Origin of the sequence: Cellulomonas xylanilytica (assembly GCF_007989805.1) — a bacterium.
GTDB lineage: Bacteria > Actinomycetota > Actinomycetes > Actinomycetales > Cellulomonadaceae > Cellulomonas > Cellulomonas xylanilytica.
In genome coordinates, this window is the sequence record NZ_BJUB01000005.1 from 261,783 (window position 1) to 276,525 (window position 14,743).

General features: G+C 70.7%; 11 protein-coding genes and 1 pseudogene. 1 reads left to right on the forward strand and 11 read right to left on the reverse strand.

Annotation, left to right across the window (positions count from 1 at the left end):
- Positions 1 to 23 precede the first annotated feature (23 nt).
- The 8 genes and pseudogenes from CXY01_RS21185 to CXY01_RS10055 form a co-directional block, all read right to left on the reverse strand.
- Positions 24 to 1,004, reverse strand: a pseudogene (locus CXY01_RS21185) (lipopolysaccharide biosynthesis protein); the annotation flags it as partial.
- Positions 1,001 to 2,080, reverse strand: coding sequence for a polysaccharide pyruvyl transferase family protein (locus CXY01_RS10025; protein ID WP_146927277.1), 1,080 nt, complete (start codon positions 2,078 to 2,080; stop codon positions 1,001 to 1,003). The pseudogene CXY01_RS21185 and the gene CXY01_RS10025, both read right to left, overlap by 4 nt.
- Complete coding sequence (locus CXY01_RS10030; protein WP_146927278.1) at positions 2,077 to 2,952, reverse strand: glycosyltransferase family 2 protein; 876 nt, start codon at positions 2,950 to 2,952, stop codon at positions 2,077 to 2,079. The genes CXY01_RS10025 and CXY01_RS10030 overlap by 4 nt, the downstream gene beginning before the upstream one ends.
- Positions 2,949 to 4,013, reverse strand: coding sequence for a polysaccharide pyruvyl transferase family protein (locus tag CXY01_RS10035; protein WP_146927279.1), 1,065 nt, complete (start codon positions 4,011 to 4,013; stop codon positions 2,949 to 2,951). The genes CXY01_RS10030 and CXY01_RS10035 overlap by 4 nt, the downstream gene beginning before the upstream one ends.
- The gene (locus tag CXY01_RS10040; protein WP_146927280.1) at positions 4,010 to 5,020 is read right to left on the reverse strand and encodes a glycosyltransferase family 4 protein; all 1,011 of its coding nucleotides are present in this window, start codon (positions 5,018 to 5,020) and stop codon (positions 4,010 to 4,012) included. Before CXY01_RS10040 ends, CXY01_RS10035 begins: the two co-directional genes overlap by 4 nt.
- An 86-nt stretch (positions 5,021 to 5,106) precedes the next feature.
- Entirely contained in the window at positions 5,107 to 6,279 is a 1,173-nt protein-coding gene (locus CXY01_RS10045; RefSeq protein ID WP_186813361.1) for an O-antigen ligase family protein, read from the reverse strand.
- A gap of 179 nt (positions 6,280 to 6,458) precedes the next feature.
- On the reverse strand, positions 6,459 to 7,568 hold the full coding sequence (locus CXY01_RS10050) for a glycosyltransferase (RefSeq protein WP_146927282.1): 1,110 nt from the start codon (positions 7,566 to 7,568) through the stop codon (positions 6,459 to 6,461).
- A complete protein-coding gene (locus tag CXY01_RS10055; protein WP_146927283.1) occupies positions 7,569 to 9,080 on the reverse strand; it encodes a sugar transferase in 1,512 nt (503 codons plus the stop codon). It lies immediately after the preceding gene.
- Between CXY01_RS10055 and CXY01_RS10060 the strand changes: the two genes are divergently transcribed.
- Positions 9,079 to 10,851, forward strand: a complete 1,773-nt coding sequence (locus CXY01_RS10060; protein WP_246125213.1) for a tyrosine-protein kinase domain-containing protein — start codon at positions 9,079 to 9,081, stop codon at positions 10,849 to 10,851. The two genes, CXY01_RS10055 and CXY01_RS10060, sit on opposite strands and share 2 nt — an antisense overlap.
- Positions 10,852 to 11,225: 374 nt before the next feature.
- On the opposite strand, the gene CXY01_RS10065 is transcribed toward CXY01_RS10060, so the two are convergent.
- The 3 genes from CXY01_RS10065 to CXY01_RS10075 all read right to left on the reverse strand — a co-directional run bounded on the left by CXY01_RS10065 (position 11,226) and on the right by CXY01_RS10075 (position 14,306).
- Entirely contained in the window at positions 11,226 to 11,753 is a 528-nt protein-coding gene (locus CXY01_RS10065; protein ID WP_146927284.1) for a DUF4175 domain-containing protein, read from the reverse strand.
- A gap of 66 nt (positions 11,754 to 11,819) precedes the next feature.
- Positions 11,820 to 13,685, reverse strand: coding sequence for a DUF4012 domain-containing protein (locus CXY01_RS10070; RefSeq protein ID WP_146927285.1), 1,866 nt, complete (start codon positions 13,683 to 13,685; stop codon positions 11,820 to 11,822).
- Between the two features lie 222 nt (positions 13,686 to 13,907).
- Positions 13,908 to 14,306 carry a peptidase gene (locus tag CXY01_RS10075; RefSeq protein ID WP_146927286.1) on the reverse strand — a complete coding sequence of 133 codons (399 nt, stop codon included), beginning with the start codon at positions 14,304 to 14,306 and terminating at the stop codon, positions 13,908 to 13,910.
- Positions 14,307 to 14,743 lie beyond the last annotated feature (437 nt).

The following is a 14,743-nucleotide window of genomic DNA, read 5'->3' on the forward strand; positions in this document are numbered from 1 at the left end:
GCCTGGAAGACAGGCACCATCTCCATCCATCGTTCACCGAAGAGGATCAGGATGAGCGGGGACGCCGCCCCGGCTGCAATCGCGTAGAGCGAGCCGAGGAGGACTTCCGGGATCGTCGCGACCAGCCGCACGTACCGCAGGTGACGCCCAAGGTCGGAGGCGACGCGGGACAGGATGGGCACATAGACGCGGGTGAGCGGTGCGGAGATCTGGCTCATCGGGGCCATGAGCAGCTGGTAGGCACGGCTGTAGACGCCGAGCGGTGCGGCGCCCCAGACGTAGCCAATTGCATAGTTGTCGACGTTGCGCGTGAAGTACGCGACGATCTGCGTACCGAACAGGCCGATGCCGTACCGCAACAGGTCACCGATCTTCGCGGCACGGGACGGCAGGCCCGGGAGCCATCGCGCCAGCACCACCGCGAGCAGGCAGCCGGTCAGGGCGATCACCAGGTACTGCGCGACGAGGACCCATATGGTCCGCTGCGTGGTGGCCACGGCGAGCGCCGCGGTGAACCCGAGGACTGTGGGCACGGTGTCCACGATCATCAGCGCACGGAACCGCAGCGTCCGGTTGATCTCCGCGCGGAACTGCGCGGCGAGCCCGTTGACGACGAACGTCCCGGACACGACCATCAGCGCCGGCTGGAGGGTCGGCATGTCGAACAGGTCGCTCAGCGGCCCAGCGAGACCGTAGGCGACGGCGGCCATCACCACGCCGAGGGCGGTGTTGACCCAAAACAGGTTCGACCGCTGCGCTCGCGACAAGTTCGCCTCGCGTGCCGCCGCCGTCGTCAGACCAAGCCCGTACACCAGCTCGCCGAACGCGACGACGCTGGTGACGACCGCCATGACGCCGAAGTCGTCGGGGTCGAGCAGGCGGGCGAGGACGACGGTCGAGACGAGCAGCACGATGGTCCGGACGCCCTGGCCGAGGACCGTCCACGACGTTCCGGTCGCCGCGCTGCGACCAAGGCTGTCGCCGGCGACGAGCGGCTCGCTCACCGGCGGCCACCGGGATCGAGGAGCTCACGCAGCAGGGTTCGCTGGGCGGCAAGCGCCCTGCGGGCGGCGATGACGGCGGTCCGGGTGTCCACGGAACGCACGTCGAGCAGCGCCGCGTCGAGCGGCGGCAGAGAGGATGCCGGGACGCCGTCGTGCTCACCGACCCACGGCATGCCCGCGGCGTCGAAGTGCCGTCGCACCTTCCCCGTCCCGCTCGGGACGGCGCCCAGCGGCACGGCCCCCTCAGTGCACGCGACGACCAGCACGTGGAGCCGGTCACTCACGACGAGGCGTGAGCGGGAGTACACCTCGCGCACGAGATCCTCCTGCTTGCGGTGGTCGGAAGAGCTCCAGGGCACGACCTCGACGTCGGCCTCGATCCGGGCGGCGATCTCGGCGCCGCGGCCGTCGTCACGCGCCACCTGGCTGACGACGACGAGACGAAGCCCGAGGGCCGCAGCCGACTCCTCGATCCAAGCGAACCAGCGGGCGTCGGGCAGCGGCCGGTCGAACCGAAGCGACAACGCGAGGACGTCACGGGTGTCGTCTGCCGGCCACGCGGCGACGGACGTACCGAGGGCAAAGCCGAGATCAGGGACGACGTCTCCGCCGCCCATGGTCAGCGCGGTTCGGGCGTCGCGCCACGACACCACCCGGCAGAGGCGAGCAGCGAGCCGGTACACCCACCGCAGCCCGCGGCGCTGCACGGGCACTCCCGCCCCGACCCACACGCCGCCAGCGCCCCGCAGCCGGCTCAGGGCGAGCAGCGGGAACAGGGCACCGACCCGGACGGCACCCCCGCGCGACACCGGAACCTCGCCGGCGTTCAGCACGGGCACGGCGCCCGAGCGCCACACGGCGGCGAGGGTGTCCCGGTACCACGCACCGAACGAGGCGTGCTGGACGGCACCGTCAGGGAGGCCGAGCCCCGAGACGAAGCCGGGGCTCGCCGGCCCGACGAAGACCGAGAGACGACCGGAGCCGTCGACGGCCTCGACCAGCGCCCGCCGCAGCAGGGAGTCGCCGATGTTGTCGTCCTGACCTGTCGCCCAGAGGCCGACCTCGCGCACCGTCATGTCCATCCGATCTGTCGACGCACTCGCGAGACGACCTTGCCGAACCCGCCGACGGGATTCGCGGCAGCGCACTTGACCCACTCGAGCGCGCATCCGACCCACTCCCCGGAGTGGGAGTGCGCACGCGCGAGCCGTGCGTGCGCACCCGCCGAAATCTCCGCCTCCGTCATCGGGGTGATCCCGATGTCGAGGTGCTGTGCATAGTGTGCTCGGACGGCTTCCTTCGCGACGAACGCGGCCCGGGCGTTCCGCACGGACTTCCCGCCAGCCATCGAGTAAACGCAGGTCGGGTCGTCCCGCACGTCGACACCGCCCACCATGGACAACCGGATCAGCGCCTCGTAGTCGTCGGCGAACCGTGGGTGCAGCGGGGCAGGGTCGATCTCCTGCGACGCACGGAACGCGTCGGCCCGGACCACCTGCGCCGCGGGTGGCCACGGGCCGAAGCCGCGCTGCAGCAGAGTGCGGGTGGTGACCGGGCGGTACCGGACCGGGAACCGGCGTCGCCGCACACCGTCGCTGGTCCCGATCACGGTGCCAGCCGCGACGGCAAGCGCGGGATCCCCCGCGAGGACCCCGACCGACCGTCGCACCCCGGCCGGCACCAGTTCGTCGTCGGAGTCGAGGAAGACGAGGTACGTGCCCTTCGCCCGCCGGGACCCGTTGACGCGCGCCCGGCTCGCACCGCCGTTCTCCTGGCGCACGCACACCGCGCCTGCGTCGCGGGCCGCCTCACCGGTCGAGTCGTCCGAGCCGTCGTCGACGACGATCACCTCGTCGGCCCCGCTGGCGAAGGCGGAGGCGACGGCGCGGGCGATGGTCCGCTCCGCCCGGTACGCGGGGATGATGACCGACAGGCTGGCCTCGCTCATCGTGGTGCCCCGACACCCGAGGCGGCTCGGCGGACGGCGTCCACGACGACCTGCCGCTCGGCGCCGAAGCCCGCACGTGCCGCGGTGACGGCCTGCTCGTAGTCGGCGCGGGCGGCCTCGTCGTCCAGCAGCGACCGCACCTGCTTCTCGACGACCACCGGGTCGAAGCGGAACGAGTTGTGCACGTACTGCTCGAGACCGAGGTCCTGGAACGCTCCGTAGCCCTTGCGCTCGTACGCGAGGTGGATCACGAGGTGCCCGGCACGCAGCGCCATCAGTGCGCCGTGCAGCCGCATCGCTACCACCACCCGGCGGGGCGTGCCCACGTCCTCGATGAGGGTCGCCCGCGGGAGCACCTCCCGCGGGTTCAGCCCGTGCATCGGTGCGGTGTCGTCGTTGCCGCCCGTCTGGCTCTGCACGTACCCGTCGAACGTGCCCAGCCGTGCGGCGAGCGCGACGACGTCGGGTGGCACCGCCCCCCGCACCGCACGCACCGACAGCACCGGGACGTCGTCGGGTGCACCGGGTCGGGACCGCCAGTCGTCGCCCAGGAGCGCCATGTCGGGAGCGCGGACCACCCCTGCGCGCTCGAGCTCGTGCAGGCTGCGCGGATCGCGGACGAAGACCGTCTCGATGCGGGCCAGGGCCGCGCGCACGGGCAGCGAGACGCCGTAGCGCAGCGGTCCGATGCTCTGCGGCAGGTACACCACGCCGCGGCCGCGAGCCGCGGCCGCGAGCAGCTGCGGCCCGTGAACGAGGCCGGCCTTCGCCAGCTCCAGCGGGTGCCCGGCACGCTGGTAGCCACCGCCCACGGCAATCACCATGTCGTAGTCGCGCAGACGGAACAGCTCCGACAGGTACGCGCGCTGGTAGCCACGGCGTGTCGGCTTCGAGCACAGGAGGCGGGCGCCGGTGTACGCGAACGACTCGGTGTCCGACGCCGCTATGGTCAGGTCGAGGTCCGACCCGAAGGCTTCGTGCAGGATGTCGAGGCACTCGTCGACGAGCAACCCGTCGCCGGCGTTGAGCGCGCTGTAGGCGTGCAGGACGAAGACCTTCATGACGTCAGAACCCGTTCGTAGACCTCGATGTGGCGGTCGGTCGACCGCGCCCAGCTGAAGCTGTCACTCCAGATGGGACCCTCCTGCCGGCAGGCTGCCAGCCAGGCCTCGTCGCCGAGCGCGTCGGTGATTCCCGCGGCGATGCCGTCCGCGTCGAGGCTGGTCAGCATCCGGGACGGCCCGGCGACCTCCGGCAGCGAGCCGCGGTCGGACGTGATCACCGGCGCGCCGGCTGCGAGCGCCTCGAGGACCGGGAGCCCAAAGCCCTCATAGAGGCTCGGGAAGACGAACGCCGTGCAGGCCTGGATCAGGGCGACCTTCTCCGACTCCGCGACGAAGCCCAGGTAGGTCACGCGAGGAGCGTCGGCGATCGCGCGCATCGCGTCCTCGGAGTTCCAGGCTGGACGGCCCGCCACGACCAGCGGGGGGAGGCTCGGGTCGGCCGCGTGCGCACGCACCAGCTCGACGAGGTTCTTTCGCGGCTCGATGTTCCCGACGTAGAGAAGGAACTCCTCCGGGAGGGTCGTCGCGAGGTGCGCGGGCAGCCCGACGGGCGTCCTCAGCGAGGCGGTGTCCACACCGTGCGGAATCACGGTCAGGGAGTCCCGTGCGATGCCGAAGATCGCCGCGACGTCGTCGGCGCTCGACTCGGAGACGGTGATGACGTGATCCGTCCCCGCGATCGCCCGGGCGACTCGTCGCCGCCAGACCGACTCCTGCCGGGCGTTGCGGGCGCTGCTGATCCACCGGCTGGCGACGCCGTGCACCGTGACGACGGAAGGGGCCCGTGTGCCGAGCAAGGGCCCGGTGTCGGCGACATAGTGGACGACGGTGCTCTCTGGCCGGTTCCGCAACCCCTCGACCGTCTCCCAGGCAGCCGTGATCGCCGCCCGGGAGCTGTACCGCATCGTCGACACCTCGATCCCGCGCTCGACGAGGCCCGCTCGCACGGCGCGTGCGTAGGTCGTGTTCCCGCCGACGTGACGGTCGAGGATCCGACCTGGCATGACGACATTCCGAACAGGAGACAACGACGATCCTCTCGTAGTGCGCACCGGCGGTCAGCGCAGGTGTACGTGAAACGTGCGGGCGGTCAGCCCTGTCGGCGGCCAGGCCGCACGAGCGAGCTCGTCACGACAGGCGCTTGATTGCTGGACCGGAGAGCCGGTGGCGTCGAACGAGGGTCGCGCACCGCGCCTCCCGTCCTCCGTACCGACGACGGCAGGGCGGCGAATGCGAGCAGCAGGGGGATCCAGTACTGGTACTGGACGAGGAAGGCGGCCGATCCCGCGTAGACGAGAATGGCGGCCACGACGGCGACCGGAAGCGCCCACCGGCCTTGGACGATTCCGTTGACAACGGCGAGCGCCCCCATCGAATACACGACTAGCGCCACGACCGCGAGCAGGACACCGCCTTGGAACCACGCACGCAGCGGGTAGTTGTGGACCACCGTGACACCGTTGAAGGTGCCCGAGCTCTCACCGTCGAGGCCCCGGCCGATGACTGGGTGCGTCCGGATGCTCTCGATCGCGTAGTTGTACGTCTGCTCCCTGTCGAGCAGCGACCCGGTCGCGTCATCGCCCACGCCGCTCACACTTGACACGCGCTCGCTGACGCGGTCGCCGAGGAACGCAAAGCTGGCGCCACCGGCGGACGCGACCGGCACGACGATCGCCACGACCAGCAGACCCGCCGAGACGATCCGTGTGACCGCCCGCTGCGCCACGAGCAAGACCGGGAGCCCGACGACCAAGGCCATGGTGCCGCTCAGGCTGCCGCTCGTCACGAGCGTGCCGAGGTGGATCGGGACCAGCACGACCAGCGCGGGCAGCCATCCCTTGTTGCGGCCGATGACCCAGCGCAGCACCGCCAGCAATGCGAGCGACGACATGAGCCCAAGAATGTTGGGGTGCCCTGCGAGGCCGTTCGCGCGACCCCCTCGCGCGACCTGGCCGAGGACCGCGGCGCCACCGAACTGGAGGAATCCCGCGAGCGCTGAGACGGTCTGCACCGCCACGAAGGCCCACGTCGCCCGGATCGCAAACCTCGGGGAAGCGCGAACGTAGAACGCGAGCACGAATGGAGCCAACCCGATGATGATCGCGAAGCGGGCCCCGGTCCAGAAGCTCGCGGTCGGGTTCACGCCCGCGCCCGTGAGCAGCCCTGCTGCCAGGGAGAGCAGGGCGAGAACCGGCCAGACGGAGGAAAACGCCGGTCGTGCGAGCCGGCCGAACGCGGCGCACGCCAGGATGGCGACCAGCACGCCGTGTGCGGGCAGCCCACCGAAGGAGAACGAGATCGTCCGCTCGACGGGCGTCAGCGCGACGATGGCGATCCAGACCGCGCTCCCGAACGCCACGCGTCGCGGTCGGTCGCCGGAACCGCCGCGCAGGCTGGTCCCTCCTTGCGAGCCCGTCATGCTCGTCGACACCACTAACGAGGTCACGAGCGCGCCCCCTGGCCTGCAACCGTGAGGGTGATCTCGGTGGTGGCTCGCAGGCTCTCGTCGGCGGACCGGTTCTGCAGCACGTGAGCGCGCCCCGACACTGCGAGCCGCTGTCGGCGGTCTCCGTCCCGTGCGAAACGAACGAGTGCCTCGGCAAGGAGATCGACGTCGTCGGGTACGAGGGCGGCTTCCTCGTCTTCCACGAGCTCGCCGAACCCACCCACGGCCGACCCGACGACCGCGCGTCCCATCGCCATCGCCTCGAGCGGGACTAGCGCGGCCCCCTCCCAGCGGGACGGCATGACGACGAGGTCAGCGGCGGCGTACCAATCCCGGGGATCTGTGACCGCGCCGACCAGGCGGACGTGATCGGACGCGTCCGCTGCCAGGCGCTCGCGCCAGGGGCCGTCACCGACGAGGACGAGGACCGCGCCGGCCGGCAGGCTCGAGCGCGCTCGCTGCCACGCGGCCACCAGCACGTCCTGACCCTTCTGCCGGCACAGCCGTCCGACGCAGGCCACGACGAACGCGTTTGCAGGCAAACCGAGCGTGCGTCGCGCGGTCCCGGAGTCGACCGGTTGCCACCGGCTCACGTCAATTCCGTTGTGGACGGTTCGCACGGTGTCGACCCCGAGCGCCGCTGCCCGCTGAGCCTCGGCGTCACTCACGCAGATCGTTACGTTCGTCCATCGGTCCGCGTAGCGCTCCCACGCCCGGACTGCCGTCGAGACGGGCCACCGAACCGCCTCGTCCCCCCAGGCGTGCGGCTGGAACAGGGTCTGCGTCCGACCGCGGAGCACGAGACGCCCGACGAGTCCCGCCTTCGAGCTGTGCAGGTGCACCACGTCTGGCGTCCAGGCCGCCAGGATCGACCGGAGGCTGACCGCTTCCGTGCGGAGCCCCCGGACCGGGGACCGGCGCGCCGACCAGTCGACCACGGGCACGCCCTGCGACCGCAACCGCGCAGCGAGCGGCCCGGCGCAGGCGACCGCGACGTCCACGCCGTGCCGGTGCTGGTGGATGGCCAGATCGTGCACGACCGCTGCGACGCCCGCATCCGTCGGTTGCGTGACGTGCAGAACCCGCGGCGCTTGCCGGTCGCCCACTCAGCGGGCCCCGTCGCCGGTCAGGACGACCTTCACGGTCCGCGCGACGATGAGGACGTCCCCGAACAGAGTCCAGTTCTCGACGTAGTTTACGTCCATCCGGATTCCCTGCTCGACGGACAAGCCGGAGCGGCCGGACACCTGCCACAGCCCTGTCAGTCCCGGCTTGACCAAGAGCCGGCGGTGGGCTGTCCGGTCGTAGAGTGCCACCTCCGCGCCGATCTGCGGACGGGGTCCCACGAGACTCATGTCGCCGCGCAGCACGTTGAAGAGCTGCGGCAGCTCATCCAACGAGTACTTCCGCAGCACGGCTCCGACCTTGGTGACCCGCGGATCGTTCTTAGGCTTGTAGAACAGGCCGACGCTCTCGACGCCCTCGAGTGCGAGAACCTCGCTCAGGCGGTCGTGGGCGTTGGACACCATCGAGCGGAACTTGATCATGCGGAAGCGTCGGCCGTCCTTGCCGATCCGCTCCTGCGTGTAGAACACAGGGCCTCGGCTGGTGGTCGCGACCAAAATTGCCAGCACGAGCAGCAGCGGAGAGATGAGCACGGTGATGAGCGCCGCGCCGACCCAGTCGAAGACTGACTTCAAGATGTACCGGCCACCGGTGAACCTGGGCTCGTCGACGTACATCAGCGGCAGTCCGGACACGGGCTGCATCATCACGCGGGGACCCGCGACGTCGAGAAGCGTCAGGGTGAGTGCAAGGTCGATCCCTTTGCCCTCGAGGTCCCACCCCAGCCGCCGGACCGTCTCCGAGGTGATCGCGTCTGCACCGGTCACTGCGACCGCAGACGCTCCGATCTCCTGGGCGACGCGAGCAGCGCTCTCCATCGACCCGAGGACGGGGACCTTGCGGATCTTCTCGCCCTCCGCGACTTCTCCAGTGGGCACGCAGACACCGACCACTCCGTAGCCTGCGTGCGGGCTGCGGTGCAGCTCGTCGATCAACCGCGCTGCCTTGTCGCGGTGGCCGATCACCAGGAGGCCCGACTTGAAATCGCCTGCCTCGCGACGACGCTGCAGCCATCGACGCCACCCGAACCGCCCGGCCATCACGAGCGCCAGGCCGAGAGGGGCCGCGAACCCCAGATAACCTCGGCCGATCTCCATGCGCAGCAGGTAGGCGATGACGGCGACCGCGGCGAACAGGCGCCAGGTCACGCCGAACACGCGGGAGTACTCGGCCGGCCCGCTGCCGACCACGCGACGGTGCCGGGTGCGGCCGATGGCCAGAGCCACCAGCCAGGCCGAGGCCAGCACCACCGAGACTGAGAGGTAGGACGGCGAGAACTCACCGGAGACTGACGCCAGCCCGGAGTCGAACCGCACGACGTACGCGACCGAGACGGCGATCAGGACCGCTGCCGTGTCCGTGGCGATCAGACGCGCCGCGTACCGCCGCCACCACCGAGGCGAGTCTGCGAGTAACGGGACTGCCGCCGGACGGTCTGCTGCCGACTCCCGTACGTCTGCCACTCCTCGCGCGCGAACGTCTTGATCCGTCATGCCTACCCCCCCGGGTCACGCGCATACCGTCGCAGGCACCGCAGTATTAGCCCCAGGCTACCTCTTCGATAAGACGCTCAATTCCTTCACCTGGCGCATCCGGGACAATTCGCCCCGTTCTTCTGCACATCGGACGCTGATCGTGTACATCGCGCGTGAGACACTCGTTCCTGAATCGCGCACGGTGCGCACGGGGGACGGGGAGTATCGGTTCGTGGAGATTCAGGACTATCTGGTCATTCTGCGCAAACGTTGGGTGTCCATCCTCGCGATCACCCTGATCACCGGTGCAGCAGCCTTCGCCTTGTCACTCACCATGACTCCCCTTTACCAGTCGAAGACTCAGCTGTTCGTCTCGGTGCAGGGCGGGTCCTCCACGAGCGAGCTGCTTCAGGGATCGAACTTCACCCGCCAGCAGGTGACCTCTTACACGCAACTGGTCACCAGTCCCCTCGTGCTCGGTCCGGTCATCGACGACATGGGTCTCGACATGCGCGCCGAGGACCTGGCCAAGCGCGTCAGCGCCAACTCTCCACTCGACACCTCACTGATCAATCTCGAGGTCACCGACGAGAACCCGGGCATCGCCGCCGCGCTAGCTGACGCTATCGCCAGCGAGTTCAAGTCGGTCATTGCCGACCTCGAGACACCGGCGGACGGCGGCACGTCCGCTGTGAAGGTCTCCATCGTCCGCGACGCCGCCGCAGCAGGCACCCCCGCATCGCCAAACATGAAGCTGAATACGGCGCTCGGGCTGTTCCTCGGGCTCGTCGTCGGGGTTGCCATCGCCGTGCTTCGCGAGGTCCTCAACACCCGCATCCGCGGGGAGTCGGACGTAGCCCGGGTGACCACGACCTCCGTCATCGGCATCATCCCCGACGACCCCGACGCCCCCGTGCACCCGCTCATCGTGCAGAGCAGCCCGCACAGCCAGCGGTCCGAGGCGTTCCGGCGGCTGCGGACGAACCTGCAGTTCCTTGACATCGCCGATCGGCCGCAATCCATCGTCATCACGTCGTCGCTGCCGGGCGAGGGCAAGTCGACAACGTCGATCAACGTGGCGATCACGCTGGCCGACGCCGGGACGCGCGTCGCGCTGATCGACGCCGACCTGCGGCGCCCGTCGGTCGCCAAGTACATGGGGCTCGAGGGCAAGGTCGGCCTCACGACCGTCCTGATCGGTCGCGCGAGCGTCGAGGACGTCATCCAGCCGTGGGGCAACGGCTACCTGCACGTCCTGCCTGCCGGTCAGGTACCGCCGAACCCCAGCGAGCTGCTCGGTTCGCTCGCGATGGCGCACCTGCTGGAGAAGCTGACGTCGCAGTACGACGTCGTCATCGTCGACACGGCTCCCCTGCTGCCGGTCACCGACGCGGCGATCCTGTCCAAGCTGACCGGAGGCGCGCTGCTGGTCGTCGGTGCGGACAAGCTGCACCGCAACCAGCTGGCGGAGTCCGTGGGAGCGCTGGAGACGGTCGGCGCCCGGATCCTCGGCATCGTCGTGAACCGGCAGAAGCGCAAGCAGAGCGACCAGTACGCGTACTACGACTACACGCCCACGCCGGCCACGGCGGCCGACTCGGGCCGCGGCGGTCGCAAGAAGCGCAAGGGCGCCCCGCCCGCCCGGGCGCCGCAGCCCTCAGAGCCGTCGGTGGTCACCGGTCCGACGACGTTGTGGCCCGGTGACTCCCTGAGCGACACCCAGCTGCTCGACTTCCAGCGTCAGCAGGCGCAGAACGCGCCCGCACAGCATCAGCGACCGAGCACCTGAGCAACCACGCGCTGAACGGCCGACGGCCCCGGACCTCACGGTCCGGGGCCGTCCTCGTGCGGGAGGCCCGTCGGTGTGCGATGCGTCGATCCGCTCGGCGTCGCCCTCGGCTGCGGGGTCGGAGGCTCGGGGAACTGGGTCCCGGTCGGGCACCGGGAGCGCCTGGGCGGGCACCGAGAGGTTCTGGCACCATCCCACCCGTCGATCGTCGCGTCCCGGCGGTCCGTCCAGCCGTCGCGGACGCGGTACGGCGGATCGGACTCGCCGTTCCGGATCCTCGCGGCTCGAGGAGCCGGCCTGCAGCCGGACCTACCCCGGACACACGAGAGCCCCGCACCAGGTCGGTACGGGGCTCTCGGTCAGTGCGAGGTGCTTCAGGCTGCGGCATCCGCCGAGCGGCGGCGGGCCATGACGACGCCACCGGCGCCGACGAGCACCAGAGCGCCGGCGCCCAGGGCGATCGGCAGCGCGTTGGAACCGGTCGAGCTCAGGTTCCCACCGGGAGCGGCCGCGGACGCGCCCGCGACGGTCACAGCCTGCGTGCTCAGGACGGCGCCCGACGCGGTGTCGGTGGCGACGAGCGTGTAGGTGCCGGCCTGGCTGAGCGTGACGGTGAAGACCGCGGTGCCCGCGGAGTTCGTGGTCTTGGTGAGCGCGCGCGTCCCCGCGATGGTGATCGCGGAGTCGGGGATCGAGGCCGGGTTGCTGGTGATGGTCAGCGTGACGTCGGCGCCGGCGGGGCCGACGACCGTCACGGTGAAGCTCTCACCGGCGGCGGGCGTGGTGTCGGAGACCGTGCCCCTGTTCGTGTAGTCCTGGGCGCCATAGGCCATGGCGGCGGACGGGACGAGCGCGAGTGCAACGGCAGCAACAGCGACCAGAGCGGTGCGGCGAATCTTCATGTGGGTGTCCCCCCGGACGGTCGTGTTACTGGAGTGGCGAGATGTGACTAGAGGCAACCGTACCTGTTACTTACCGCAGGCGGAAGCGACGATTGCGTCACCCTTTTGGCGGGCAGTCGGCGTCGAGCGAATGTGCACGTCAGCGCGCTGTTCCTTTCCGGTGACGATGTCCAGGTCGAGAGTCCCACTTTCCCCCGGTATGAAGGTAAATGTCCGACCTCCTACCCCGAGATCATCATGAAGCTGCGCATGTAGGCCCTGCGGATCGGGTTTCACCCGAACCGAATCGATTCCGCCACCGTCGGGCGCATATACCAGGACGTTTGTCCGAATGTCACCGAGGGGCACGATGTTGTCCAGCCCGACGAGGTAAGGGGGCAGCCCGGCAGCGTCCGGAGGTGCGTCGTACTGCAGCGTCACGACGGCGTGCACGATCTGCGAGCCGTCCGGCCGGCACTCGGTCGCCTCCGCGTCGATGGTCAGGTCGAGGTAGTAGCCGAGCTTGGCCTGCGTGCCGTCGTTGAGGAAGACGCCGATCACGGCCGAGTCGCCGTCGACCCCGCGCAGCGCGCCGCCGAGGACCGTCGGCGCCAGCAGGTCCTGCTCGCCCTCGAGGGTGGACCACACCATGAACCGGCCCTGGCGTGCCGCCTCGGCGAGTGCGTCCATGACGGCGGGTGCGTCGCCCTGGCCGCCCACGACCGCAGCGAAGACCGACGACGCGGTGTCGGCGAAGAAGGCGTCCTGGTCCTGCGGGTCCTCGAGGTCGAGATAGACCTGGTTCAGCAGCCGCTGGGCGGCGTCGTCACCGGAGAGCGTCGTGCCGTCGGAGAGCTCGACCGGACCGGTGGCGTCGAGCACGAGGCCGAGGGCGACCGGGTCGACGGACAGGACGCCGTCGATGGTCCCGCCCACCTCCTGCTCCCAGATGGCCTTGGCCAGCGCACCCGAGCGCGGGAAGTCGGGTGTGAACGTCACGTCGCGCATGTCGGTTCCCAGCAGCGGGCCGAAGAGGGAGAGCTCGGCGTCGGTGAGGGGCAGGGCGGGCTCGGTCAGCCCGCTGAGAGAGCCGCCGGCCCGGGTCTGGACCACCGTGACCGCGCCGGCGTCCGCGCGCAGGTGCAGGACGGAGCCCGGGATGCCGCCGGTCGCCCGCTGCTCGGCGTTGTTCTGCACGAGCACCAGGTAGTTGCGCGGCCCGTCGGCGCCGAGCATCGCGGGCACGAGCTGTGCGGCTCGGGAGGCGGTCGCCGTGGTCACCGCGACGTCGGCCACCTGGTTGCGCAGGGTCTCGACCGGCTCGGCGACGAACCCGAGCAGGGCCGACGTGTCGAGGGCGTCGAGCTGCTCGGCGGTGATCTGCACGGACTCGTCGGCGGCGACGATCGCGGGTGCGGCCTCCTGCAGCGGGGCGAGGTCGACGCGACCGTTCACCGGTGCGAGCGCACCCGGGTCGACGAGCGTCGTCGCCTGCATGAGCGACGGCAGGGCGTGCTGGGCGAGGTCGTCGACGGCCTGGGCAACGGTCTGCACGGCGTCGACGTTGGCACCCACCCACGGGACGCTGCCCGCGAGCGTCCAGACGGGCCCGGTGGTCGCCCGGGCCGCGGTCGAGGAGTGCGCCTGCAGCTGCAGCAGCGTCCGGTCCGCGGACTCCGAGTCGCCGGCCCGCACCTGCTCCTGGAGGTCCTGGACGTCGGTCCGCGCGGCCTGGAGGGCGTCGGCGGCACGCTTGGCGTCCACCGCGAGCCAGGCACCGAGACCGATCACGACCACGAGCGCGACGGCGCAGCCGACGAGGACTCGGCGGAGGTTGCGGCGGCGGCGCGCTTGGACGTAGCTGGTGCGTCGGCGGCGGACCGTCTCCGGGTGCTCGGGCGCCTCCGGGACCGGCTGCGCGTTCCAGTCGTCTCCCCATCCCGGGTGCGTCACGACGTCTCTCTCCCCCTGGCCACAGCCGCCGCCCGGGCAGGCGACCGCGGTCGGAATGGTACCGGCGCCCCCTGGGTCGGCCGGTCAGGCGCGGAGGACCCTAGGTCGGACGCGTGGCACGCGACGCGATCGACGGTGAGCTTCTCCGCAGGAGCCCGCACTCGACGGGGCCGTCGACATGTCGCGCGCGCGCCGCTGTCCCGAGCGGCGCGGCGCCTGGAGTCAGGAGACCTGGTTACGCCGGGCGAGCACGACGATCCCGGCACCTACGGTGATGAGCGCGGCGGCGCCGAGCGACAGGGGCAGGGGGTCCACGCCGGTCGAGCTGAGCTCGGTGGGCGTGGCCCGTGCGACCGCGGAGACGGACTGGTTGAGGAGCACTGCGCCGGTGGCCTGGTTCGACACCAGGATCGTGTAGGTACCGGCGGCGTTCAGGGTGACGACGCCTGCCGCCACCCCGTCGGCACCCGCGGTCTTGGACGTCGCCTGCCGGCCCGCGATGGAGATGGCGGAGTCCGGGGTCGCCGGGTCGGCCGACGTGACCTCGATGGTGATGGCGGTGCCCGGCGCCAGCCCCGCGCAGCCGACCGTCAACGAGCTTCCGACGGACGTCGTGGTCACGCTCAGGGTGCAGGACGCGGTTGGTTGCGGGACGGGGGTCGGTTCAGGAGTGACCGTCGGCGTCGGAGTCGGCGTCGACGTCTCCGTGGGGGTCGGAGTGATCGTCGGCGTCGGGGTGGCCGTCGTCTCGTTGGGATTCGGAACCCCTACAGCGACGGCCGCGGTGATCGCCAGCGGCGAGAGTGCGAGAGCGGCCACCGCGACGGCAGTGACGATCGTGCGCGAGCTTCGCTTCATCCGGCAGTCCCCCGTCCGCGCCGCCCCTGGCGCGCTCGTCCATGCCCGAAACCGACAATAGCGACGATTCGCCCTTCGGCCTACCCTCCGTCGACGGTCCGTCCGCGGGCATGCTCCGGTCGAAGGTGCAGCTCGCCCTCGTGTGCCGTCTGCTCTCGGCACGGCAGGGGCGCGGACAGCAACCCGGCGCACGACTCGCA